This is a genomic window from Acinetobacter sp. NyZ410 (genome assembly GCF_022828975.1).
Taxonomy (GTDB): Bacteria; Pseudomonadota; Gammaproteobacteria; order Pseudomonadales; family Moraxellaceae; genus Acinetobacter; species Acinetobacter guillouiae.
In genome coordinates this window covers 3,397,647-3,421,932 of the sequence record NZ_CP094620.1, presented here as the reverse complement: position 1 = coordinate 3,421,932, position 24,286 = coordinate 3,397,647, and the positions used below count along the sequence as shown (strand labels likewise).

Below are 24,286 nucleotides of genomic sequence, written 5' to 3'. Positions count from 1 at the left end.
CGGAGCAACTATTTAAAATTTGCTAATTAATAGTTTCTTTGGAATTAAAATACTGTGAAATCATCCAATTTGCAATTATTTTACATGACATACATCACTTTTTAAAGCTTTGATAATTCAAAATTGATAATGCAACTACAGGTGCTGTTTCAGTTCTTAAAATACGATCACCGATGCACCAATTTTTAAATCCATATTGGTTGGCCTGATCAATTTCAGCTTCATTTAAACCACCTTCAGGGCCAATTAAAAGGGCAATATCTGGGCATATGTCTTTCAGTACATCTGTCTGCTCTTTTTCAGGCGCAAGGACAAATTTACTCTGCGGTAATTCAGTTTTGATCCATTCATTTAGACTTAATGGCGCTAAAATCTGCGGAACAAGATTCATACCACACTGTTCACAAGCTGCAATCGCTATACCTTGCCAATGATCTAATTTTTTTTGATCTCGATCATATTTTAAACGCATTTCACAACGTTCTGATGTGAGCAGTTGAATTTGAGCTACGCCCAATTCCACAGCTTTTTGAATCGCATAATCCATACGATCGCCCTTACTCATGACTTGTCCAAGTAGCGCTGTAAAAGCAGGGGTACGGTTATCTGGATTAAATGAATTGACTAAAACAGAAGCAGATTTTTTAGCGACTGCTGTTAAAGTCACTTCATATTCACCCCCTTGTCCATTGAACAAGGTGGCTTTTTCACCCACTTGTGCACGCAATACTTTGACCCAATGATGAAATACTGTTTCAGTGAGTTCAACCGTAGTTTCGACAGCTAAATCAGTTTCAATATAAAAACGGGGCATGCAGTATTACTCACAAGTTGATGATGCAATTTTGATTTAAGCTAAACCGAGATCAAGTACCAATTGGCGGTTTGGCTCAGTATGATTCATGCTATAGAAGTGCAAACTTGGTGCACCTCCTGCAATAAGGCGTTCACACAGTTTGATCACAACTTCATGTCCAAAAGCTTTGATACTTGCAGTGTCATCACCATAGGTCGCAAGTTGCTTACGAATCCAGCGTGGAATTTCTGCACCTGTCCCATCTGCAAAGCGGATTAAATTGCTGGCATTGGTAATTGGCATAATTCCTGGCGCAACAGGAATATCAATTCCTTGTTTTTGGATACGCTCAACAAAATAGAAATAGGCATCTGGATTAAAGAAAAATTGAGTGATGGCTGCATTTGCACCAGCTTTGACTTTTTCTGCAAAGTGCTTAATGTCTGCATCAAAGTTGTCAGCTTGTGGATGCATTTCAGGATATGCCGCAACTTCAATTTTAAAATGATCACCGGAGTGTTCGCGAATAAAACGAACCAAATCAGTCGCATAAGGAAGCTCACCAAGGCCGACTTGACCAGAAGGTAAGTCACCTCGAAGTGCAACAATACGATCAATCCCTTGAGCTTTATAGATATCGAGTAATTCAGCAATACGTACTTTGTCATCACCAATACATGAAAGGTGAGGGGCAACAGGTGTGCCTTTACCATTAAAGTCAGCAATTGCGGCTAATGTACGTTCACGCGTCGAACCACCAGCCCCATAAGTAATCGAGAAAAACTCTGGATTTAAAAGCTGTAATTCTTGATGAACAAGCTTAAGTTTTTCCGCCCCTGCATCAGTTTTGGTCGGGAAAAACTCAAACGAAATTGGAACACGTTTGGTCATGGTTAAATCCTTTTTTATTCATACTTTTTTAATTTGTTCTAACCTCTTCGAAGTCCTTTCCTAAAAGGAGAGGACTTCGCCTTTATATTCATTAATCTGTAAATGAATATTCTTTCTCCCTAAGGGAGAAAGCGAAGGAGAGGGGGTTAAAACTTAGTACTTATAAGCCTCAGATTTAAATGGACCTTCAACTGCAACGCCCAAGTAATCTGCTTGAACTTGAGTCAATTGCGTCAATACACCACCAAAACCAACTACCATTGCAGCAGCAACTTCTTCATCTAATTTCTTAGGAATCAGTTCAACACGGATCTGTGCTGCTTTTTGATCTTCTGGAAGATCAGCAAATTTTTCTGCGAATAAGTGCATTTGACCTAATACTTGGTTTGCAAAAGAACCATCCATCACGCGTGAAGGGTGACCTGTTGCATTACCAAGGTTAACCAAACGACCTTCTGAAAGAAGAATCAGATAATCATTTTCATTTTCTGTACGATACACTTGGTGCACTTGAGGCTTAACTTCAACCCACTTATAACCACGTAAATAGTTTGTATCGATTTCAGTATCAAAGTGTCCGATATTACACACCACTGAACCTGCTTTTAATGTATCTAACATTGCAGAATCACATACGTGGTAGTTACCTGTAGTTGTTACGATCAAATCAGTATTTTGAAGAAGGTCTAGGTTAATGTCTTCTTTTTTACCTGTTTGTACACCATTTTTATATGGAGAAACAACTTCATAACCGTCCATACATGCTTGCATTGCACAGATTGGGTCAATTTCAGTTACACGTACAATCATACCTTCTTGGCGAAGAGATTGAGCAGAACCTTTACCAACATCACCATAACCAATTACTAGCGCACGACGACCAGATAACAACATATCTGTACCGCGTTTGATGGCGTCATTTAATGAATGACGGCAGCCATATTTATTGTCGTTTTTAGATTTTGTGATTGAATCATTCACGTTAATTGCAGGAACTTTTAAAGTACCATCACGGAACATTTCGTTTAGACGTTGAACACCCGTAGTCGTTTCTTCTGTAATACCATGAATTTTAGCAATAAGTTCAGGATATTTTTCATGAACAACAGCAGTTAAATCACCACCATCATCAAGAATCATGTTGGCATCCCAAGGTGTGCCATTAACATTGATTTGTTGTTCAAGACACCACATGTATTCTTCTTCAGTTTCACCTTTCCAAGCGAATACTGGAACACCAGATGCTGCAATTGCTGCTGCTGCATGGTCTTGAGTTGAGAAGATGTTACATGAAGTCCAACGTACTTCTGCGCCTAATTCAACCAGTGTTTCAATTAAAACAGCAGTTTGAATGGTCATATGAATACAACCCAGAATTTTTGCGCCAGCAAGAGGTTTTGCTGCTGAATAACGTTTACGTAAGCCCATCAACGCTGGCATTTCTGCTTCAGCAAGTTTGATTTCTTTACGACCGTAGTCAGCGAGGGAAATATCTGCAACTTTATAATCTGTAAATGAAGCATTAACCGCGTTCATCACGATCTCCTTTATATTAAAAAAATATTGATCATTCAGTTCGCGGATGCCGTTGTTGATCAGCACGAAAGTCTGACCGAATCGTCGAGCCTAGCGATTTCACATTTATGTGCCTGTGAAAAAGTCGCAGCATCCCTCGACTGGCGACTATTGTACCTAGATTTTAATAGAGTTCAAATGTAGTTGGTTAATATTCAACTAAAAGATAGAATTGTTTTTGAATCGCTAAGCTATGCAAAAATATGATCAGTATTTACTGATATATAAACAGAAATAAAATCAAGATGATGCATTTAAGCGTTTGCCAAGTGCTAGAGCTGTGCCACGATGATTGCTGTATTTTTGATTATGCTGCGTGCTTTGCTTTTTTTATCTCTAGGTTTTTTTGTTTAAAAAAGTGAATATCGGGGAGATTAAATTGATGGATATTGTAAAAATAATTGATCAGCATAGCTTTGCATTGCGACAAGCCATTGAGCAGGCTTCGCTTGAACAGCGGAAAAGTTTGGTGAAAGCTGTTTTTGCTTTTTATGAAAAATTACCGAACTTTCAATCTGCTATCGAACAAAATTATCAAATTAAAATTGATAAAAAACAATTATTTCAGGATATTGATCAAGAAAATTTAATTGATTATCAAAAGCGAATTCGACAATCAAATGCTTGCGTAGATGAATATGCCGATGATTATGAGGAATTAGCGGCCATTGAGGTGATTTCTTTGGATGCCTTTTTCTTGATGGTATCAAATCAAAACAAAAGCCAGCATTTAGTGGCTTTGTTTAATGCGATGATTGAAGTACTGGATTATTATGAGAATTTTTCAGAAAACTCAATCTATTGGAATGAAGTTTTAGAAAAAGAAATTCTTTTACAAGAGCAGATTATCAAACAGATTGCTACACATATTATTTTTGATGAATCCATTTATTGTGTGCATTATCAAACAATAGAGTTTCCTGATTTGGATTAACTGATTTGGATTAAAGAGAATGAAAAAAATCATATTGATCACATCGATTCTGACAGCGACATCAGCTTTCGCCAATGATTCTACAGGCTATGTGGGAACAGGGGGAATTGAGTACCTTAAAAATAAAAATATTGCCATGCAACGTGAAGACTTATTCATTAGTAAAAAATTAATTAAGGTCGATTATCAATTTAAAAACCTCAGTAATCAGGATATTACTGAAACTGTTTTGTTCCCTTTACCACGAGTTGATAATGCTTTTGAATCCGATTTTGCCCACACTGAGGATTTATTAAAAAGTTTTAAAATTCAGGTTAATGGAAAAGCAGTTCAACCGACAATGCATGTGCAGACATTTATACAAAGAGACGAAAAGTCTAAAGCGATTGATGTCACTGAGTTATTTAAACAGTGTGGTTTTTCACAAACTGAAATGTTAAATCCTTGGAATCGCAAAAGTGATGAATATGGGGTATTTGAAAAGAAACTGAAAGGCTGTTCAAACCCTAAAGTAAAAAGCATTTTGCCTAAAAATCCAGATGAAGTCATCAACTGGTCATCACAAGTGGTTTATAGCTGGAAGCAAACTTTTAAAGCCAATTCAATTACACAGGTAAAACATCAATATAAACCTTTAGTGGGTGGTTCGGTTGCACTATATCCAGATGAATATAATCAACAATTTTGTATGGACAGTAATTTTAAGAAAGGCTTGAAAAAAGCACAGTCGGAACATTCGCCTTTTAATGCACTGAGTTATATTTTGACTACTGGGGCAAATTGGGCAAAACCGATTGAAAACTTTAAATTGACCATTGAACGTGATCCGGGAGAGTTGGTATCGTTTTGTTGGAAAGGTAAAGTCAATAAAATTAGCCCGACACAATTCCAAATGGTTGAGAAAAACTTTGTACCCAAACAAGATTTAGATGTAATTTTTGTACATTTACGTAATTAAATAAGTGAATCAAATTTAAGCCCATTTTATATGGGCTTAAATTTATAAATTATGCTGAGGTGTCTTCAGCTGACTTGGCTTTTTCAGCCCAAAAATCAGCTTTTTCTTCATCAACCTCAACGCCCATCCCGTGTTCATAAATACAAACAAGATCACGCATGGCTTGAACTTCACCCAGTTTTGCTGCCTGCTCAACCAGCTCTACTGATTTCAGTAGATCTTTTTCAACCACATCACCACGGCGATAGAAATTGGATAACTCTAAAATCGCAGCCGGATGTTGATGTTTGGCCGCTTGCTCTAACCAGCGATGGGCATGTTCAAAATAAGCTTTGGCTTCTTTAGGATCTTCTTCAAGGATATCTTTTGCATAATAAGCATAGCCTTCACCTAACCAATACATGGCTTCAACATGGCCTAATTGTGCTGCTTTGAGTGCCCATTCTTCTGCAAGTTGATTGTTATCTTCATCTTCACTTTGCATATATATTTCAGCAAGTTCAAATTGTGCAGCTGGATTGCCCATTGCAGCACGATTGAGTAACTCTGAAGGGATTGAAAGTGGTTTAGACATAAAAATACCAATACAAGGCAATAAATTTGATAGAAAAAAAGCCAATCCGCAGATTGGCTTATGATTATAACTGATTTTTGTGAAACAGTTTAAATGAGTAGCATCACACTTGTGATTAAGCTGATACCCACACAAAAGCTGGCAGCCAATTTCATTTTTAAACTGTAATAGCTTAATAACACCCCAACAAATAATGCTGAAAAGGTCAGTACTCCAACCCAAATGCTGAGCATGCTGCTCAGCTGCCCTGACATGACACAAATGATCAGTGAAATCAGCAGTAAAGCCCAACCTGTAATAGAAGCAAGTTGGGTTTGTTTGAGGCTTAGTTCATGTCCATAGATCTGTTTTTGATGCTTCGACATTGCGCTGGCAAGCGCGATAAAAGCCAAGCTAGACAAAGACCAAACCAGTAAGAAGAAAATCACGCTGAAATCTCCTTATTTGAAGGTACATTTCTGGCTTTTTTGACAGGAAGCCCTTTATGTTTTTTAACTTTATAAAATGAGTAGAAAAACAAAATTGCAAGCGCCCATGTCATTAAATCAAAAGACGCAATCATCCATTGGCCATTGGCAATACTGTTCCAAAGTGCTTGACCACCCGTAATAAAATTGACAATAGGCAATAGGGCAAAAGCAACACCAGAGAACAATAGAAGTTCTAGCCAAGCTTGACGATGTGGGCGAAGCGCTGCATAAATTAACGTAGCTAACCATACAATAAAGAAGGCTCTAATTTCCCAATTTAAACGTGTTTCTATTTCAAATGGAATGAAACGATTGGCGTAGAAGTAGGCGGCACATGCAATAGGTAATCCAATCACAGCGGCAATATTCATCACTTCAACAAAACGATAACCAAATGATTTATAGCCTTGTTTTTGTTGTTGCGGTGCACGTTTGACGCACCATAAGATCAGCCCCGTTGCAACCATTAAGGTGCCCATTACACCAGAGAAGAACAATAACCAGCGGAAGGTTAAATCAAGACCACGTGCTTCATGCAATACAGTCACCACATTGTATATCCCCATTGGAATAGAGGCATTGTTTGCTTGAGCCGCTTCGCTGATGTCTTTGCCAGTCACGCCATCGAATTTTAAAATGGGGTAAACACCACGCTGAACTACACTCTTCGCATATAAAGCGCGAAGTTCAATGGTGGCATTGGATGTATTTGGCGCAATGATTTGAATAGAAGCAATCGGATTTTCTTTCCACTGCGCTTGTGCGGTTGTAATAAGCGGGGTTAAGTCGCTGAGTGGCGCAGGATGACCAACATCTTGTTGATGTTGTTTGCCTCTTTCCCCTCGCGAGCGTTGTTCATTTTGACCTTGAGTTTGACTTGTATTTGCAGAACCAGTACGGTTTTCAGCATTTCTATTGCGAGCATTATTTTGCTGAACTGCACCTCCGCGCATCTCTTGAAAAAACTCTTGTCGATCTTTATAGACTTGGTTGATTCCCCAAGGCATAAACATAAACATTAGTAATAACAAACCACTGAAGGTGATCATGATATGAAAGGGAAGGGCAAAAACAGCTGTGGCATTATGTGCATCTAACCAAGAGCGTTGTCCTTTACCTGAACGGAAAGTAAAGAAATCTTTAAAAATTTTTTTATGGGTAATAATGCCACTGATAATTGCCACAAACATCAACATGGTGGCTAAACCGACGATCCAGCGTGCCCAAATACGATCAAATCCATACAGTTCAAAGTGAAAGCGATATAGAAAGCCACCACCACGGGTATCTCGTGCTTCAATAACTTGTCCAGTTGCACTGTCTATGGTGATTCTTTCCCCACCACGACGTGCTTGTAGATCTTCACCTTGTTTACGAATATTTAATTCAGTTGTGGTCTGTCTAGAATTGGGTAATTGAATCGTCCAACTACCAGCATCAGGATAGTTCTTTTGTAGATAATCTAAGGCAACTTGGGTTTGCTGTACTTGAGAATCACTTGGAACGGATTGATGTATTTCTGGTTTCATCCAAGCCGTTATTTCAGACTGAAAGAAACTCAATGTTCCTGTCAAAAAAATTGCATAGAGTAACCAACCAAGAATTAAGCTTGCCCATGTATGTAACCATGACATGGATTGGCGTGGACCTTCAACTTTTGCATCTACGCGCATCTTAATTCCCCATCATTTTATAAATGGCAAATAAAATGATACTTGGAAGAAGTATGCCTAAGCTGGCTTTTAATGTCTTGTTGACCATAAAAACCCAAATGAATGCAGCGCAGTGAATACAGAAAGCAAGTAGCGTTGCACTCATTGCAGCCGTGGCACGATAATCAGCAAATGTTTTTGCAATCACTATAGCGGACAAGGACGCAAGCAGATAACCACCAAGAATTGCTAGAGCAAAACGGTAAGCAATCATGACGCGATATTGTATGAGAGAGGGTGCGGATTTAGCTCGTGTTGATACAGTCGGAGTTGAAACTGATGCGTTTAGTACATCGAGTTCAGTCTGGCTATTCATAGGCAATCAAATACGGAAAGGTTAAAAATTAAGTAAATAATAACAATTATCATTTACTTTTTAAATACAAAAGTTAAATTTGATTAAAATAAAGCACTGGATTTATTTCAATTTTTATGTACAGGCTTGGTTACAAGTTTATCCAGAATAATTGAAAAAATTTATATAATTTTAGATGGTTACACGATTTTATCGTGACTATATTTTTGAGCATGTGCCTTCGAACATAAAGCATACAGCGTATTTGGATATTTATTTATATCTTGTAGTGAGATCTTCGAAAACAATAATATGGAAATTAAATAATGTTTATTCACGCTGAAGACGCGAAACGATTGGCAGCCAATTCAAACTTAAATATAGAGCTATATAAAGGTCGTTTGGCTCAAATGATTGAAGAGAATGCCAAGCAGGGCAATACTGCTGTTTTTACAGTTTTGCCTAAACATCTAGCTTTAGAGGATATTCGTGGACTTTCTTCTGAGTTAAGCCAATTGGGATATCACATCCGCTTTGAAGTGGATGAGTTTTTTTATAGTTTTAATGTGTTTTGGAATTAACTCGGCAATATAGGCCATAGTTTTGAGCATGGCCTATATTGAAGAATTAGCAGGTATTGCTTGTTTATGATTCTTTTTGATATTCATTGATGACTTCGAGCGCGGCACGAAATGCTTCTTGGGTTGTGGGTGCGCCACAGTAAGGTAGGCTGTGTAGTAACACTTCCTGAATTTCTTCAACTGTTGCACCATTATTCAATGCACCACGAATATGACCTTTTAGTTCGGTTGGGCTTTTTTGTGCAACTAAAAATGCAATGGTAATCAAAGAGCGGTATTTACGTGGTAAAACACCCTCACGTTGCCAAGTTGAACCCCATGCATGCTCATTGATCCAGTCTTGCAAAGGTCTTGTAAAAGCAACAGTGTTGTCTTGAGCGCGTTTTACAAAACTTTCCCCCATTACTTCTGTACGGACTTTTAAGCCATTTTCATAATCTTGTTGAGACATCGTCTTTTTTCCTCAGCTGTTATATTTTTAACACTATACCGAAATAGGCAAATAACCCATTGGCAATATGTCTATGTTAAAAAACAGCGATGGTGAATCGCTGTTTATGGTTAAGGTTTTATATTGCCTTATCTGTTAAATGGCATTTACCAAATCGAGTTAAGTTGAGTGAAGATGAGGATTTTCTAATACCAACACCTGCTCTAATTTTTCATCAAAAATATCTGTGAGCATACTGTCATAACGAAGTGCATTATATTGGGTTAATTTTGTGGCTAAATCATCGCTGATTAAGCCACGAGTGACTGCATCCTGTATGCGCTCTTCAAATGTTAGCCCTTGATATTCACCTTTAGATTCTGCTTTTTTAAAGCTGTTCCAATCGTCTTCAACAGTTGTGAGTAGATTGAAGGTGGCTTCCATTCGTCCAAAAGCATCATTCGGATCAACAGTATAATAAACCTGCGTTTTTAAATAATCTCGGAACGGGTTGTCTTGCATGAGCAGTTCCGCTGCTTCACTCTTTTGACGATCGCTCGGTTTCTTGATTGGTCGACCAAATGGGAAACAAACAAATTTAACCAGACTTGATGCAATTTGAATCGGAAAATTATCAAATAAGCCATAAAATGCTTCTTGGGCATCATAAAGCGTTTCGTCTAATGCAAGTTTGGCATGTACCTGTTCTTGCGAGGATCTCTGACCATTTTCATAAAATTTGAGAATGGCTGTCGCAATAAACATTTTGGAGTGAATGTCAGCTAATCGCCCTGAGAGCATTTCTTTACGTTTAATATCACCGGCTAACAGTCCAAGACACATATCTGCGGTTAGGGCGAAGTCAGTACTGAATCGATTGATGATTTTATAATAAGGTTGAGTAAAAGCATCTGATGAGTCAGGTCGTTGACTACTTGCCCCAAACCATCCATAAGTGAACGCACGCGCGCCACGGTTTAAGGTGTAGCCTAAATGTTGATATAACATGGTGTTAAATGTATTTAAGGCAGAGGCTTTATCTTCGGCCTGTAACAGTTGTAATTCCTCAAATAAATAAGGATGGCAACGCATTGAACCTTGACCAAAGATCATTAACGAACGGCTTAAGATATTTGCCCCTTCAACTGTTATCGAGATCGGAATAGCTTGATACATATTGGCAAGAAAGTTACGCGGACCTTGTTGAATACCACGACCACCTGTGATGTCCATACCATGATTGACGATTTTTCGCATCGTTTCAGTGGCATAGTATTTTGCCATCGCGGTCATAACAGCGGGTTTGCCACCTTGATTTAAACCGCAAGTGACTAAATAGCGAAAAGCTTCCAGCATATAGGTATGGCTGACGATGTCACTACTAACTTCTTGCACCCCTTCAAACTTACCTACTGATAATTTAAATTGTTGACGAATTTTAGCGAATGCACCTACAGATAAATATGTCATTTCACCTGCGGCTGTAGACAGTGCAGGAAGTGAAATACCACGTCCAACAGCCAGACATTCCATCAGCATACGCCAGCCATTCCCGGCATTTTTTGCGCCACCAATAATCCAGTCAATTGGAATAAAAACATCTTTACCTTCAACTGTACCATTCATAAATGGAGAACCACCCGGATGGTGCCTTGGTCCAACCTCTACGCCTGCATGAGAGGCGGGTATAAGTGCACAGGTAATACCATACTCAGTTTTAGTTTTATCTCCCAATAAGCCATCTGGGTCATACAGTTTGAAGGCGAGACCGACTACTGTTGCAACGGGTGCTAAAGTAATCCAGCGTTTTGAGAAATTCATTGTTAAGCCAAGCACTTGTTGACCTTCGAACTCTCCATAACAAACCACGCCAGTATCTGGAATCGCCCCAGCATCAGAACCCGCTTCAGGGCTGGTGAGTCCAAAGCAAGGAATTTCTTCACCCTTGGCTAAGCCGGGCAAATAACGATTTTTTTGTTCGTCTGTACCATAATTCAGTAAAAGCTCACCCGGTCCTAATGAGTTAGGCACCATACAGGTTACAGCGGTGGTTAATGAACGTGAAGCAATTTTGCTCATAATGCGACTTTGTGCAAAAGAGCTAAATTCACGACCACCATAAGTTTTAGGGATGATGAGTCCAAAAAAGCCATTGTCTTTAATAAATTGCCATGTCTCAGCGTTCAGGTCTTTATTTTGATGAATTTCCCATTCATCTAGCAACTGACAGAGTTGTTCAACCTCATGATCTAAAAAAGATTGCTCTTCATTGCTAAGCGTCGGGTAGGGGTAATTGTTAAATTTTTCCCAATCTGGCGCCCCCATAAATAATTCTTTTTCCCACCAACTGGTACCCGCATCCAATGCTTCACGTTCAGTGGTACTCATGCTTGGCATTGCATTGGCTAATGTTTTATAGGCCGGTTTAGTCAAAACTTGCATTCGCAGTGGTTCAATCAGTAACACTAAACTGATGAGAATAAGCGGTAGACCAAGGATGAGAGACCATGGGCTGATCACTGCACTCAGAATTGCAATGATAATCGTAGTGATACTTCCGACTGTTCGATGAAGTGCAAAAAAGAACACGGCCCAGAGTGAGATGATTTGAATAAGTATTGCGATGAGTAATAGCATTAACATATTACCTCTACAGTTTTAATATTAATTTTGGGATCGGAAATACATCATTGAAGCTTATTCTTTCATCAAAGATGTGATGAAAAATTAAACATGTAATTTATTAATAACGATTTTTTCACTTACTATTCAAGGTAAAAGTATTGTTGTTTTGTGAGTATAAGTTAACCAAAGCATATTTATTGTCATATCGTGACCAGAGTATTGGGGGGTAAATAAACTTTCCATTCATTTGCGTATTCACTTTTTAGACAGACTTGAATGATTTAAAATTTAAACAGTATTTAGCTGATTTTTGTTTGTGCTGTTTGGCTTGTTTTATATCGCTGAAGCGCGTCGATGTGTTTTCAATGGCTTTCAATTTGCTGCTCAGTCTGTAAGAATCAGCAAGATAAAATTTTTAATCTTTAAAACAATACAGCACAAGACGGCATGGATTGTTGTTGCTCTTGGTCGGAATGGCTATTTTTACAAGAAAATGCTTAATTTTTGTACAAATATTGATATTAATGCAATATTTGTGATGTACCATTTTTTTACGAAATGTCGTTATCACAGATCTTACGTTGACTGTAATACCAGGAAGGCTGATACTCTTGGGGTTAAATTTAAGCAAGTCGGTTCGTAAGGGCTGGGTCACAAGCTCGGTTCTCAAAACACAATTTAAAGCAAGGGGCTATATATGGCTGGTGGAAAGTCAACAATCATTTACACACTGACTGACGAGGCGCCATTGTTGGCGACTTATTCGCTACTGCCGATCATTGAGACCTTTACTAAGCCAGCTGGCGTAGAGATTGTCAAAACTGATATTTCTGTAGCTGCTCGTGTTCTTGCAGAATTCGCGGAATACTTAAGCGATGAACAGAAAGTATCTGACAACCTTGCGCATTTAGGGCGTCTTACTCAAGATCCAGACACTAACATTATCAAACTCCCAAATATCAGTGCATCTGTTGCTCAGTTGAGCGCATGTATTAAGGAACTTCAGTCAAAGGGTTATGCAATCCCAGACTATCCTGAAAATCCAACAACTGAAGAAGAAAAAGCAATTAAGGTACGTTATAGCAAGTGCCTTGGTTCAGCGGTGAATCCAGTGTTACGTGAAGGTAACTCTGACCGTCGTGCACCTGCAGCAGTGAAAAACTATGCGAAGAAACATCCACATTCAATGAGCGAATGGAAACAGTGGTCACAAACACATGTTTCGCATATGGATGAGGGCGATTTCTATCACGGTGAAAAGTCAATGACACTTGACCGTGCGCGTAACGTAAAAATGGAACTGATCACCAAAAATGGTGAGAGCATTGTGCTTAAGCCAAAAGTTGCATTACTTGATGGCGAAATCATCGATTCAATGTTTATGAGCAAGAAAGCGCTTTGCGATTTCTATGAGAAAGAACTTGATGATTGCCGTGAAGCAGGCATTTTATTTTCGTTGCATGTAAAAGCAACCATGATGAAAGTTTCACACCCGATTGTATTCGGTCACTGTGTAAAAATTTACTATAAAGAAGCATTTGAAAAGCACGCTAAGTTATTTGATGAGTTAGGTATTAACGTCAATAACGGTATGGCTGGTCTTTACGAGAAGATTGCAACTTTACCAACATCATTACGTGAAGAGATCATTGAAGATCTTCACGCTTGCCAAGAACACCGTCCTGCACTTGCAATGGTGGATTCAGCGAAAGGTATTACTAACTTCCATTCACCAAATGATGTGATTGTGGATGCATCTATGCCTGCGATGATTCGTGGCGGTGGTAAAATGTGGGGTGCTGATGGTAAGCAGTATGATTGTAAAGCTGTTATGCCAGAGTCAACATTTGCACGTATTTACCAAGAAATGATTAATTTCTGTAAGTGGAATGGTAACTTTGACCCACGTACTATGGGTACTGTGCCAAACGTTGGTTTGATGGCGCAAAAAGCTGAAGAATACGGCTCACATGACAAAACTTTTGAGATCACTGAAGCGGGTGTTGCAAACATCACAGATCTTGAAACTGGTGAAGTGTTGATGTCACAAAACGTTGAGGAAGGCGATATCTGGCGTATGTGTCAGGTGAAAGACGCACCGATTCGTGACTGGGTAAAACTTGCGGTAACGCGTGCGCGTAACTCAGGTATGCCTGCAATCTTCTGGCTTGACCCATACCGTCCACATGAAAATGAATTGATCAAAAAAGTACAAAAATACTTGAAAGATCATGATACGGCAGGTCTTGATATCCAAATCATGTCACAAGTACGTGCAATGCGTTATACGCTTGAACGTGTTGCTCGTGGTTTAGATACAATTTCAGTGACTGGTAACATTTTACGTGATTACTTAACTGACTTGTTCCCAATCATGGAATTGGGTACTTCTGCGAAAATGTTGTCTATCGTTCCGTTAATGGCGGGCGGTGGTATGTACGAAACAGGTGCGGGTGGTTCAGCGCCTAAGCATGTACAACAGCTTGTAGAAGAAAACCACTTGCGTTGGGATTCTCTTGGTGAATTCTTGGCCTTGGCTGTTTCTTTAGAAGAGCTAGGTATCAAAGAAGACAATGCACGTGCTAAGTTATTGGCGAAAACATTGGATCAAGCAACTGGTCAATTGTTGGATAACGACAAGTCACCATCACGCCGTACAGGTGAGCTTGACAACCGTGGTAGCCATTTCTACCTTGCGAAGTTCTGGGCTGAAGCACTTGCTGCACAAAATGACGATGCTGAATTAAAAGCGAAGTTTGCACCACTTGCAAAAGCATTGGATGAGAACGAAGACAAAATCCTTACTGAGCTTGCTGCTGTTCAAGGTAAGCCAGCGGATATCGGTGGTTACTATGCAGTTGATACAGCTAAGGTTGAAGCTGTAATGCGTCCAAGTGCGACGCTTAACGCTACGCTTGCTACTGTTTAAGTTTTAAAATGCTATAAACCAACGATCTTGTTGGTGAGAAAAGCCGATGCATACGCATCGGCTTTTTTATTGATGGCATAAATATTTGTTTAAGTTATTTATTTGCAAGGTTTTGTATGAATCAATTTAAATGATGAGGGCGAGATTGGTCTTAATTGGTCTTGAGTTTTTTAGTTATAAAATAAAAATGCCCAATGAAATTCATTGGGCATTTTTACAATAAGCGGCAATTGCTTTATAGCTGAGAAGGATTAAATCCTAGCGACCATTACGTCCACGGCCACGTGGTGCTTTGGTATTTGGGCGGGTGGTACCATTGGTCTTACGACGTGGTTTTTCACCATCTTCCATTTGCCAGATACGTTTAGTTCCAGATTTCTTTGTGGAACCATCTTTATTCTTACGAACAATTGGTTTTCCACCTGTACCGCCAGGTTTCTTCACATAAGAGCGTGAGCGGTAAGGTTCATCTGCTGGAATATTTTGGAAGTCTGGATAAAGTAATGGTTCAATTTCTTTAGTTTCACCAGGTTGTAAACCCATTTGCACCAAATCAATTGCACCAATCTTGGTACGGATCAAACGTAAAGTCGGGAAACCAACAGCCGAAGTCATACGACGGACTTGACGGTTACGGCCTTCACAAATAGAAATTTCAATCCAAGATGTTGGAATATTGGCACGGAAACGTACTGGTGGATCACGATCCCATAACCATTCAGGTTGTTCAACTTTATTCGCTTGAGCAGGTAAAGTCATACCATCTTTTAGCTCAACACCTTTACGCAACTGTTCTAGGGCTTCTTCAGTCACATCACCATCAACTTGCACCAAATAAGTTTTAAATTTCTTATTGGCAGGATTGGTAATGTATTGATTTAAACCACCATGATCAGTTAAAAAAACTAAACCTTCAGAGTCCATATCGAGACGACCCGCCAAACGCAAAGTCGAGTCATCTACGAAGTCAGACATCGTCATATGTGCTTCGTCTTTACGAAACTGGGAGAGGACGTCATAAGGTTTATTAAGAATGACAATTTTCACTTTAGACCACTAATAAATATCAATAAAATTTTTGAGTTTGATAAAGTTACCCGTTTGAAGAGAGTTGGGTAAAGATAAAGACTACGATATGTGCGCTACTATATCAGATTACGCTTTGTATTCTTCAACTTTATTTATTTACCTAGGCTGAGTTGTAAATACATTTTTCTTAGGCGGGGGATTGGTGGTTTTATCTTGCTAGAATTTACCATTGCGTGAAATGGAGATAGGCAACTTGAAAACAGCATCTATTGAAGCTAAGCCTAATAATAATAAAAAAGCTGTACCACCTTTGGGTAGTACAGCTTTTTTGAATAGCGTAGATCTCAAGTTTTAATCAGTGATCACAAGCTATTAGTTGGTTGATCATGTTGTTTAGTGGTCATGTTTTAGATATTCAGGTTCTTTCGGTAATTTAAAACTACATAAGAAACAGATCACTAACATGACAATCACATAAAGGAAGAAGGTGCTTTCAATACCCGCTGCTTTGAACTGTAGTGCAACAGACGGTGCAGAACCACCAAAGATTGCATTACCCATAGCATAAGAGAAACCAACACCCAATGCGCGAACATGTGGTGGGAACATTTCTGCCTTAACCAATCCGCTGATAGAGGTATAGAAGCTGAGCAACATCATGAGGAAAATAAGTAACAGAGCAACCATCAATGGCGAATAACTGAAATGTGGCATCCAGATCACCATGACTGGATAGATGAAAATCGCCATAGTACCACTGAAGGCAAGCATTGCAGCACGACGGCCAATACGGTCAGAAATAGCACCAAACACTGGTTGTGCAAGCATAAAGATAAAGAGTGAAGCTGTCATAATGAATCCGACAGTTTTACTATCTACACCCATATTGGTGAGGTAGGTCTTTGAATATACTGTAATCACATAGAAGGTGAGGGAACCCGCAGAGGTATAACCAACAACCAATAAGAAGGTTTTCCAGTGATTTTTAAACAGTTCACTTAAGCTTCCAGATTCTTCTTTATCACTGTCTTCGCTAGATAATGTTTCTTCCAAACGGCTACGTGCAAGTAGGGAGATAATTGCAGCAATACCACCAATGACAAAAGGAATACGCCAGCCACCATCAAGCAATTGCTGCTCTGATAGGAATGCCAACATAATAACACCGAGCAAGCTTGCTAATAACTGACCACCTGACAAAGTGACATACTGGAAAGAAGCAAAAAAGCCTCGTTGACCTTTTAAGCCAAGCTCACTCATATAGGTTGCTACAGCACCATATTCACCACCTACAGATAAACCTTGTAGCAGGCGAACAAGTAAAAGTAGGAAAGGTGCTGCCATTCCAACTTGTTCGTAGGTTGGGAGTGCGGCAAATAAGAAAGAGCTTACTGCCATAAGACAGATGGAAATGACCATTGATTTTTTACGGCCATGTTTATCGGCAATTCGTCCGAAAACCCAGCTACCAATTGGTCGCATAAAGAAGCTGGCTGCAAAGACACCCCATACATAAATTGCTTGAGTACCGGAGTCCATATCAGGTGCAGTTAATGCTTTAGTGAAATATGCCGCAAACACAGCATAAATATAAAAATCAAACCATTCTACTAAGTTTCCTGAAGCTGCGCCGACGATACCGCGTATACGACCTCGCTTCTCTTCTTTAGTGTAAGTTTTATCCATTATTTACATCCATGAGATAGGTTGAATCACAATAAATTCAAAATTCATTACGATTTAAAAAACAGGAATAATGTTAAAGATTTTAAGACTAAATAATAATTGCAAAGATGGTTAATTTGATTGGAGACGATAGGATAGGCAGAAAGAATTAAAAAATGAATTTTGATTTATTTTTTCATTAAAATTCATGTGAAAACATATAGTAAAAGTGAATTACTTTTGTAATTAATCTTAACTTGATTGTGACCTTGTGAAAATTATTTTTTTAAAATATAAATCAATGGCAAAAAACACCAATAATAAAAATAAAATTACCGATTTTTGTTTGTGATCTATTGTGGTGCATAATTTAATGTAATGAAATATATGAATATATTGTGGTTTTAAGGTGGCTGGTTTGGTCATTAATCTATTGTCAAAATGTTGTAGATTTTTAAATTAAATGGCGAATATAAAATCAAAAAATTAGAAATCATGTTTATAGTGAAAATGTATAGTAAGTCTCACTTTTAAAGATCTGGCTCTTGGAAAATTTATGTGTATGGAAAAGCAAAGCTAATATTTTTATTTTAAGCATTAGGGATGATTGAGCTTGTCGATTTATATAAAAAATGATGGTTTGAATGATATTAAATAATGAAACATTGTGCTTTATTCAGTAGAGAAATGTTGTTATTCCTCGTATAAATCTCAAAAAATGTACGAATTAGACTAGACTGATATGCGCTAAGAAGGGTTAGAAGTATTGTCTATTTGGCAATTATTTTGGATTTGCCAACTATAATAAAAGGGAGAACCTGAACAATGGGTTATCAGAAGATCGTAGTACCTGCCGATGGTAGCAAAATTACTGTAAATGCAGACTTGTCACTGAATGTTCCAAATCATCCAATCATTCCTTTTATTGAAGGGGATGGTATTGGTGTTGATATTACTCCAGCCATGAAAGCTGTTGTAGATGCCGCAATTCAAAAAGCATATGCTGGCAAACGTTCGATCGAATGGATGGAAGTTTACTGTGGTGAAAAGGCAGATAAAATCTACGGGACATATATGCCTGAAGAAACTTTTGAGGCACTGCGGGAATTTGTGGTTTCGATTAAGGGTCCATTAACTACGCCTGTGGGTGGTGGTATTCGTTCATTGAATGTCGCTTTACGCCAAGAACTCGACCTTTATGTTTGTGTACGCCCTGTACGTTGGTTTGAAGGAGTACCGTCACCTGTTCAACACCCTGAATTGACTGACATGGTGATTTTTCGTGAAAATTCCGAAGATATCTATGCCGGTATCGAATGGAAAGCGGATTCTCCTGAAGCGAAAAAAGTCATTAAATTCTTAAAAGAAGAAATGGGTGTAACCAAGATTCGTTTTGAAGATAATTGTGGGATTGGTATTAAACCAGTATCGAAAGAAGGTACTCAGCGTTTAGTGCGTAAGGCGATCCAGTTTGCGATTGATAATGATAAGCCAAGTGTAACTTTAGTGCATAAAGGCAACATTATGAAATATACCGAAGGCGCGTTCAAAGAGTGGGGTTATGAACTGGCAATTGATCGTTTCGGTGGCGAGCTGATTGATGGTGGCCCGTGGGTAAAAATTAAAAATCCAAGAACGGGTAAAGAGATCATTATTAAAGATGTGATTGCCGATGCCTTCCTACAGCAAATCTTAATGCGTCCTTCTGAATACTCTGTGATTGCGACACTTAACTTAAATGGTGACTATATTTCTGATGCCTTGGCAGCTGAAGTTGGTGGTATTGGAATTGCGCCGGGTGCAAATATTGGTGGTGCAATTTCTGTATATGAAGCAACCCACGGTACGGCACCAAAATATGCAGGCCAAGATAAAGTCAATCCAGGCTCTATTATTCTTTCTGCAGAAATGATGCTTCGAGATATGGGGTGGATTGAAGCTGCTGATTTGATTATTCAGGGCGTATCGGGAGCGATTGCTGCGAAAACTGTTACCTACGACTTTGAGCGCTTGATGCCAGGTGCAACTTTGCTTCGTTGTTCTGAATTTGGTCAAGCAATTATTGATAACATGGATAATTAATCTAAACACAACATAATCAAAGGTCTGCCAAGTGCAGACCTTTTTGTTATTTATGGTTTGTCTATTTTATTCTAGAATCTAAGTATATTTATTAAACTTTAGGCTGTGAGTAATTGCACCAACAACTGATTACTGTAGACTGTTTTTAGCGGTTGTTTGAAAAAATATTAATTATATTTTAAGGAGTTAATCGAATGAACATAGAAAAAGATCCTAAAATACTGGTTGCTCCACTTGATCAATTAAATTTTTTACATGAAGCCAAGCAATATATTGATAAAAATCTTACCAGTACTCAAGCCTATTATCTAATGACCAGTAAGCCGCCAGTTTGGTTGAGAGCTGCGTTTAAGCTAAGAGATTTTTTAAGCCAGCATTTAGGTGGTGTGCAACCTATTCAAGGCTTTGGTGAATCAACTAAACCGCTTCAAGTCGGTGGGAAAGCAGATTTTTTTGATGTGGTCAAAGTCTCGGATCGTGAGCTTTTTTTACAGTCAACCGATAAACATTTGAGTGTATTGTTGGTTTTGCAAATCGAGGAATATGATGAGCTTAGAAATGAATTAACGATATGTACCAGTGTAGTGACATATAATCTTTTTGGGAAAATTTATATGCTACCTGTTTCTATGGTTCATGGTTTTATTGTTCAGCAATCACTTAAAAACCTTCAAATTAAATCTTGAAACGCCAAGGCTTTGAACTATGACAAAATGCTGTAAAACTTGGCAAAAAAAGTCATATTTATACCTTAATTGTAGATGAAAACTCCTGTGAATAAGAAAACTCCTGTGTAAATAGCAATTTAAATCATTTGTTGATATTTTGTTGAAACTTAAATGGAGTGTTGGTTGTGAAAAAAGTATTGTTGGTTATCTTAGCTTTAGGGATTTCTCATCATGTATTTGCTAAAGACGTACACAAATGTGTGGTAAAAGGTTCGGTAACTTACCAATCTAGACCCTGTGCTGGAACTGCTACAGTAAATCCACAGCAACAACTTCAACAAAAATTAACTCAACGAACTGCAAACCAAACTTCGATACAACAACAAAAAACTCAGTCTGAAATGCATCAGTATTCTCAGCAGCAACATCTGCAACGCCACTCTGGAAACGGAACATCTAATGAGATTCCAGATACTGTTGAAGGTAAAAAGAAAAGTTTGGCTATAGCGCAAGAAGCTTATAAACAAACAAAGAATCGATAATTGTTTTTTAAATTTGCTTGGACCTTTTTTGTTTTATGGGCAACTGGTTTTTATTAAAGCGGATTCTATTAAAGCGGTTTGGAGAATAAGCTCAATATAACAATAATTTGATGGATGAAGAGTATTGGTGGAAGTGATTGCTGAAGCTTCTAAATCACAAGGTGATATGCTTTTTACTTAAGTTTTTCGCTTTCAATAAATAGGGGATTGTAATCCTATGGCTGTAGGCGAGTAATGTATTGGATGGGATTATTCTGTTATATTAACCAGCCTAGTTAAATTTATTGAAAGCCTTGAATTTATGTCACAGACAAGTTCGAAAAAATTTTATATCTTTGCGACATTAGCATTATTATTTCCGGTATTTTTAGTTGGAATGGCTTTTCTTGCGGCTAAAAGTGATGCCGAAACCAAACGAGAATATGATCAAATTCGCCAAGAACATGCTGAAAAGATTGAGTTGCAAAAACAACAGCAAAAATTAGAGCAACAAAACTTATCGCAGCCTGAAACGAAGAATGCAGTGTCTTGATAAGCAATCTTTAATGAAAAGTCATTAAGGCTAAAGCTAAAAAAACCGCCAATTTGGCGGTTTTATTTTTCATCAAAAATTATTTATTTTTGTCTTTCAACTGAGGGATCGCAGATCCTGTACCGACAGCCAATAAACCAGTATTGGTATAAATACCAAGTTTTGCACGGGTGTCCGTGATATCAAGATTACGCATAGTCAATTGGCCGATACGGTCAGCAGGACTAAACATTGAATCACCTTTTTCCATGGTTAAACGCTCAGCTTCATAAGTGAGGTTCTCTGATTCAGTGTTCATAATCGTGTAGTCATTACCACGACGAAGTTCTAAAGTCACAGTACCTGAAATTGCTTTAGCAACCCAGCGTTGTGCTGTTTCACGTAGCATCAATGCTTGTGAATCGAACCAACGACCTTGGTACAATAAACGACCTAGACGTAAACCATTGATACGATATTGTTCAATAGTGTCTTCGTTATGAATACCAGTTACAAGACGCTCATAAGCAATATGAAGAAGTGCCATTCCCGGAGCTTCATAGATGCCACGAGATTTTGCTTCAATAATACGGTTTTCGATTTGGTCAGACATACCTAGACCATGACGACCACCAATGCGATTGGCTTCAAGAATGAATTCAACAGGGTCTTCAATACGTTTGCCATTTAATGCAACAGGGAAACCTTCTTCAAAAGTTACAGAAACTTCTTCAGCTTCAACTTTTACGTCTTCTTTCCAGAACGCAACACCCATAATTGGCTCAACGATTTTGATGCCCGCATTGAGGTATTCAAGATCTTTTGCTTCGTGAGTTGCACCCAACATGTTTGAATCTGTTGAATAGGCCTTCTCTTTCGACATTTTGTAATCAAAACCATTGTCGATCAAGAATTGTGACATTTCAGCGCGACCGCCTAATTCATCAATAAATTGCTGATCTAACCAAGGTTTGTAAATTTTAAGTGCAGGGTTGGTTAATAAACCATAACGATAGAAACGTTCAATATCGTTCCCTTTATAGGTTGAACCATCACCCCAAATATTAACATCATCTTCTTTCATTGCTGTAACAAGCATTGTACCTGTTACTGCACGACCTAATGGTGTTGTGTTGAAATAAGGAACACCACCAGTGCTGATATGGAATGCACCACATTGAATTGCAGCAATACCTTCCAATGCAAGTTGTAAGCGGCAGTCAACCAATCGGGCTTTTACAGCACCGTAGTTTTCAGCTTTACGCGGAATTGCATCGTAGTCATCTTCATCAGGTTGACCTAAGTTTGCTGTATAAGCATAAGGTTCTGCGCCTTTTTGTTTCATCCACAATAAAGCTGCTGAAGTATCTAGACCACCAGAAAAAGCGATACCCACTTTTTTGCCTACTGGTACATTCTGCAAGATCGTTGCATTATCAGTCATTGCTCGTCCTAACTATTTCGAAAGAGGCACCACATACATGGGTGGCCAAAGAGAATTTTATAAACGCAGTATTGTAGCACTTTTTCAATCAATGTTTTATTGGATTTGAAGGTTAACATTGAAAAAAATAACAATTTATAGAGTGAAATGAATTTACTTAAATGACCTATGCACCTCAGGTAAAAACTTATAAGAAAAGTCAAATTAACGAGGTGTGAAATTTAATAAATTGATATAATTTTCTAATTATTAAAAACTTTTAATCCTATGCAATTAAATAAAACGCTCTACTATACGCATAATACTTTGTTTGGCTTTTACGGTATTTTGTTGCTTATATTAATTTTCTGTGCACTAACTTCGGGGTTTAATTCCACTAGTTTTGTAGGTGTAGTATTTGCTTTTGCGGTGTTGTTTGGTTTGGCATACTTACATTATAAAGCCGCTATTGAAGTTGAAAAGGGGAGTGAAATAGGGAGATTGATGTCTACCATTATTGGATGTTTATTCTTGATTGGATTTCCAATAGGTACTTGTATAGGGCTGCTGATTTTGCTGAATGTGCGTAAGGCCAAATGGCAGGCTGCGGATTGACCTATGTTAAAAGTAAGATAAATTGGATGTTTAGGGTTAACTCAATATATCTGATTTGTTCGGGATCATAGCTGATCATTTAAACCAATAAACTGCTTTTCAATCGGGGTAAATACATGTTCACTTCGTGCAATCAGATAGAATCCAATATCTCGATATTGTTCGGGTGTTTCTCGATAATATTGAATATTAAATTTTTTAATCAGTGACTTTGCAATCATTGAAATTCCCATACCCAATTGAGTGAAATTGACTAAGGCTTCATGATCATAAATATGGGTTAATTCACCTTTGGTTAAATGATAATCTGTATAAATATGATCTAAAGTGGTTGCATAACAGCATTCTTCTGAGGCAAGTAAAATATTTTGATGATTGAGACAGTCTTCAAGGCTGTCATGGTTGATGACATTTTTCCCAATAATCACCAATTGATCATCTGCCTTTTGAATATACTGAATATTTTTCTGTTTTGGGTGACCTAGAACATAAGCGATATCTAAGTTTCCGCGTAAAATTTCATCTTCAATATAGCCTGTAGCACCTGTTTTCATGGTGATTGAAAGCTCAGGGTAGGTTTCATAAAGTTGACTAAAAGATGGGTAGAAACGCATCCCGCCTAAACTGGTGTTGGTACCAAAGCGTAAATATTTTTCCTGTTGATAGATTTTATTTTCTGTTTCTTCCCACGTGAAGATCATTTTTTTATATTGTTGATATAAATTCATTCCTGATTCGGTCAGCTCAACACCTTTGGGTTTTCGGATGAATAGTTGACGTTTATAGTGATTTTCAATCTTTTTTATTTTTGCAGTCATATTCGATTGTAAATAATTGAGTTTATTTGCTGCTGCGGTAATGCTTTTTAGTTCAGCAACAGTCACAAATGATTTGATATCACCCATATCGATATTCATTTCAATTCCTCAATAATGCATTGAATACGTGCTGACACTAAAGTATCTGCTTTAGCATCAAAAA

General features: G+C 38.1%; 22 protein-coding genes. 9 read left to right on the top strand and 13 right to left on the bottom strand.

Features of this window, described 5'->3' with window-relative positions:
• Nucleotides 1-94 precede the first annotated feature (94 nt).
• From MTO68_RS16240 to ahcY, 3 genes are all read right to left on the bottom strand, one after another.
• Nucleotides 95-814, bottom strand: coding sequence for a 16S rRNA (uracil(1498)-N(3))-methyltransferase (locus MTO68_RS16240; protein ID WP_244013485.1), 720 nt, complete (start codon nucleotides 812-814; stop codon nucleotides 95-97).
• Between the two features lie 36 nt (nucleotides 815-850).
• Entirely contained in the window at nucleotides 851-1,687 is an 837-nt protein-coding gene (metF, locus tag MTO68_RS16235) for a methylenetetrahydrofolate reductase [NAD(P)H] (RefSeq protein WP_034616209.1), read from the bottom strand.
• Between the two features lie 153 nt (nucleotides 1,688-1,840).
• Nucleotides 1,841-3,223: an adenosylhomocysteinase gene (gene ahcY / locus MTO68_RS16230; RefSeq protein WP_004823092.1), complete on the bottom strand. Its 1,383-nt coding sequence runs from the start codon at nucleotides 3,221-3,223 to the stop codon at nucleotides 1,841-1,843.
• A 508-nt stretch (nucleotides 3,224-3,731) separates the two neighbouring features.
• Here ahcY and MTO68_RS16225 point away from each other — a divergent pair.
• Both MTO68_RS16225 and MTO68_RS16220 read left to right on the top strand, forming a co-directional pair.
• Nucleotides 3,732-4,196 (top strand): hypothetical protein, encoded by a 465-nt coding sequence (locus MTO68_RS16225; RefSeq protein WP_239045244.1) that lies wholly within the window; start codon nucleotides 3,732-3,734, stop codon nucleotides 4,194-4,196.
• A gap of 19 nt (nucleotides 4,197-4,215) precedes the next feature.
• The gene (locus MTO68_RS16220; protein WP_244013483.1) at nucleotides 4,216-5,154 is read left to right on the top strand and encodes a DUF4424 family protein; all 939 of its coding nucleotides are present in this window, start codon (nucleotides 4,216-4,218) and stop codon (nucleotides 5,152-5,154) included.
• Between the two features lie 49 nt (nucleotides 5,155-5,203).
• Here the strand turns inward: MTO68_RS16220 and MTO68_RS16215 are convergent, their stop codons facing one another.
• The 4 genes from MTO68_RS16215 to MTO68_RS16200 form a co-directional block, all read right to left on the bottom strand.
• Entirely contained in the window at nucleotides 5,204-5,728 is a 525-nt protein-coding gene (locus tag MTO68_RS16215; protein ID WP_244013482.1) for a tetratricopeptide repeat protein, read from the bottom strand.
• A gap of 89 nt (nucleotides 5,729-5,817) precedes the next feature.
• Nucleotides 5,818-6,156 carry a DUF3325 domain-containing protein gene (locus MTO68_RS16210; RefSeq protein WP_244013480.1) on the bottom strand — a complete coding sequence of 113 codons (339 nt, stop codon included), beginning with the start codon at nucleotides 6,154-6,156 and terminating at the stop codon, nucleotides 5,818-5,820.
• The gene (locus MTO68_RS16205) at nucleotides 6,153-7,871 is read right to left on the bottom strand and encodes a PepSY-associated TM helix domain-containing protein (protein WP_244013478.1); all 1,719 of its coding nucleotides are present in this window, start codon (nucleotides 7,869-7,871) and stop codon (nucleotides 6,153-6,155) included. Before MTO68_RS16205 ends, MTO68_RS16210 begins: the two co-directional genes overlap by 4 nt.
• Nucleotide 7,872: 1 nt before the next feature.
• A complete protein-coding gene (locus tag MTO68_RS16200; protein WP_244013476.1) occupies nucleotides 7,873-8,226 on the bottom strand; it encodes a hypothetical protein in 354 nt (117 codons plus the stop codon).
• A gap of 305 nt (nucleotides 8,227-8,531) precedes the next feature.
• Here MTO68_RS16200 and MTO68_RS16195 point away from each other — a divergent pair, with 305 nt between their 5' ends.
• Nucleotides 8,532-8,786, top strand: a complete 255-nt coding sequence (locus MTO68_RS16195; RefSeq protein ID WP_244013475.1) for a hypothetical protein — start codon at nucleotides 8,532-8,534, stop codon at nucleotides 8,784-8,786.
• A 64-nt stretch (nucleotides 8,787-8,850) separates the two neighbouring features.
• Here the strand turns inward: MTO68_RS16195 and MTO68_RS16190 are convergent, their stop codons facing one another.
• Both MTO68_RS16190 and MTO68_RS16185 read right to left on the bottom strand, forming a co-directional pair.
• Nucleotides 8,851-9,237 (bottom strand): carboxymuconolactone decarboxylase family protein, encoded by a 387-nt coding sequence (locus MTO68_RS16190; RefSeq protein ID WP_004823072.1) that lies wholly within the window; start codon nucleotides 9,235-9,237, stop codon nucleotides 8,851-8,853.
• Nucleotides 9,238-9,396: 159 nt separating this feature from the next.
• Nucleotides 9,397-11,853, bottom strand: coding sequence for an acyl-CoA dehydrogenase (locus MTO68_RS16185; RefSeq protein ID WP_244013473.1), 2,457 nt, complete (start codon nucleotides 11,851-11,853; stop codon nucleotides 9,397-9,399).
• A gap of 685 nt (nucleotides 11,854-12,538) precedes the next feature.
• Here MTO68_RS16185 and MTO68_RS16180 point away from each other — a divergent pair.
• Complete coding sequence (locus MTO68_RS16180) at nucleotides 12,539-14,770, top strand: NADP-dependent isocitrate dehydrogenase (protein WP_244013471.1); 2,232 nt, start codon at nucleotides 12,539-12,541, stop codon at nucleotides 14,768-14,770.
• A 258-nt stretch (nucleotides 14,771-15,028) separates the two neighbouring features.
• Here the strand turns inward: MTO68_RS16180 and MTO68_RS16175 are convergent, their stop codons facing one another.
• Together MTO68_RS16175 and MTO68_RS16170 are read right to left on the bottom strand one after the other, a co-directional pair.
• Complete coding sequence (locus tag MTO68_RS16175; protein ID WP_004823066.1) at nucleotides 15,029-15,817, bottom strand: pseudouridine synthase; 789 nt, start codon at nucleotides 15,815-15,817, stop codon at nucleotides 15,029-15,031.
• A 375-nt stretch (nucleotides 15,818-16,192) separates the two neighbouring features.
• Nucleotides 16,193-17,485 carry an MFS transporter gene (locus MTO68_RS16170; protein ID WP_244013469.1) on the bottom strand — a complete coding sequence of 431 codons (1,293 nt, stop codon included), beginning with the start codon at nucleotides 17,483-17,485 and terminating at the stop codon, nucleotides 16,193-16,195.
• A gap of 804 nt (nucleotides 17,486-18,289) precedes the next feature.
• On the opposite strand from MTO68_RS16170, the gene icd reads away from it, so the two are divergent.
• The 4 genes from icd to MTO68_RS16150 all read left to right on the top strand — a co-directional run bounded on the left by icd (nucleotide 18,290) and on the right by MTO68_RS16150 (nucleotide 21,288).
• Complete coding sequence (icd, locus tag MTO68_RS16165) at nucleotides 18,290-19,546, top strand: NADP-dependent isocitrate dehydrogenase (RefSeq protein WP_034616235.1); 1,257 nt, start codon at nucleotides 18,290-18,292, stop codon at nucleotides 19,544-19,546.
• A 194-nt stretch (nucleotides 19,547-19,740) separates the two neighbouring features.
• A complete protein-coding gene (locus MTO68_RS16160) occupies nucleotides 19,741-20,232 on the top strand; it encodes a DUF2867 domain-containing protein (RefSeq protein WP_244013467.1) in 492 nt (163 codons plus the stop codon).
• A gap of 167 nt (nucleotides 20,233-20,399) precedes the next feature.
• A complete protein-coding gene (locus MTO68_RS16155; RefSeq protein ID WP_034616240.1) occupies nucleotides 20,400-20,756 on the top strand; it encodes a hypothetical protein in 357 nt (118 codons plus the stop codon).
• 301 nt (nucleotides 20,757-21,057) lie between these two features.
• Nucleotides 21,058-21,288 (top strand): hypothetical protein, encoded by a 231-nt coding sequence (locus MTO68_RS16150; RefSeq protein WP_004724907.1) that lies wholly within the window; start codon nucleotides 21,058-21,060, stop codon nucleotides 21,286-21,288.
• Between the two features lie 79 nt (nucleotides 21,289-21,367).
• On the opposite strand, the gene argG is transcribed toward MTO68_RS16150, so the two are convergent.
• A complete protein-coding gene (gene argG, locus MTO68_RS16145) occupies nucleotides 21,368-22,711 on the bottom strand; it encodes an argininosuccinate synthase (RefSeq protein WP_004724905.1) in 1,344 nt (447 codons plus the stop codon).
• Nucleotides 22,712-22,978: 267 nt separating this feature from the next.
• On the opposite strand from argG, the gene MTO68_RS16140 reads away from it, so the two are divergent.
• Nucleotides 22,979-23,305: a hypothetical protein gene (locus MTO68_RS16140; protein ID WP_244013465.1), complete on the top strand. Its 327-nt coding sequence runs from the start codon at nucleotides 22,979-22,981 to the stop codon at nucleotides 23,303-23,305.
• A 65-nt stretch (nucleotides 23,306-23,370) separates the two neighbouring features.
• On the opposite strand, the gene MTO68_RS16135 is transcribed toward MTO68_RS16140, so the two are convergent.
• Nucleotides 23,371-24,222 (bottom strand): LysR family transcriptional regulator, encoded by an 852-nt coding sequence (locus MTO68_RS16135; protein ID WP_004724903.1) that lies wholly within the window; start codon nucleotides 24,220-24,222, stop codon nucleotides 23,371-23,373.
• Between the last annotated feature and the right edge of the window lie 64 nt (nucleotides 24,223-24,286).

Bases quoted from the DNA above. Each gene is read 5' to 3' on its own strand.
- MTO68_RS16240 (WP_244013485.1), bottom strand. From the start codon at position 814: ATGCCCCGTTTTTATATTGAAACTGATTTAGCTGTCGAAACTACGGTT.
- metF (WP_034616209.1), bottom strand. From the start codon at position 1,687: ATGACCAAACGTGTTCCAATTTCGTTTGAGTTTTTCCCGACCAAAACT.
- ahcY (WP_004823092.1), bottom strand. From the start codon at position 3,223: ATGAACGCGGTTAATGCTTCATTTACAGATTATAAAGTTGCAGATATT.
- MTO68_RS16220 (WP_244013483.1), top strand. From the start codon at position 4,216: ATGAAAAAAATCATATTGATCACATCGATTCTGACAGCGACATCAGCT.
- MTO68_RS16215 (WP_244013482.1), bottom strand. From the start codon at position 5,728: ATGTCTAAACCACTTTCAATCCCTTCAGAGTTACTCAATCGTGCTGCA.
- MTO68_RS16205 (WP_244013478.1), bottom strand. From the start codon at position 7,871: ATGCGCGTAGATGCAAAAGTTGAAGGTCCACGCCAATCCATGTCATGG.
- MTO68_RS16200 (WP_244013476.1), bottom strand. From the start codon at position 8,226: ATGAATAGCCAGACTGAACTCGATGTACTAAACGCATCAGTTTCAACT.
- MTO68_RS16195 (WP_244013475.1), top strand. From the start codon at position 8,532: ATGTTTATTCACGCTGAAGACGCGAAACGATTGGCAGCCAATTCAAAC.
- MTO68_RS16190 (WP_004823072.1), bottom strand. From the start codon at position 9,237: ATGTCTCAACAAGATTATGAAAATGGCTTAAAAGTCCGTACAGAAGTA.
- MTO68_RS16185 (WP_244013473.1), bottom strand. From the start codon at position 11,853: ATGCTATTACTCATCGCAATACTTATTCAAATCATCTCACTCTGGGCC.
- MTO68_RS16180 (WP_244013471.1), top strand. From the start codon at position 12,539: ATGGCTGGTGGAAAGTCAACAATCATTTACACACTGACTGACGAGGCG.
- MTO68_RS16170 (WP_244013469.1), bottom strand. From the start codon at position 17,485: ATGGATAAAACTTACACTAAAGAAGAGAAGCGAGGTCGTATACGCGGT.
- icd (WP_034616235.1), top strand. From the start codon at position 18,290: ATGGGTTATCAGAAGATCGTAGTACCTGCCGATGGTAGCAAAATTACT.
- MTO68_RS16160 (WP_244013467.1), top strand. From the start codon at position 19,741: ATGAACATAGAAAAAGATCCTAAAATACTGGTTGCTCCACTTGATCAA.
- MTO68_RS16150 (WP_004724907.1), top strand. From the start codon at position 21,058: ATGTCACAGACAAGTTCGAAAAAATTTTATATCTTTGCGACATTAGCA.
- argG (WP_004724905.1), bottom strand. From the start codon at position 22,711: ATGACTGATAATGCAACGATCTTGCAGAATGTACCAGTAGGCAAAAAA.
- MTO68_RS16140 (WP_244013465.1), top strand. From the start codon at position 22,979: ATGCAATTAAATAAAACGCTCTACTATACGCATAATACTTTGTTTGGC.
- MTO68_RS16135 (WP_004724903.1), bottom strand. From the start codon at position 24,222: ATGAATATCGATATGGGTGATATCAAATCATTTGTGACTGTTGCTGAA.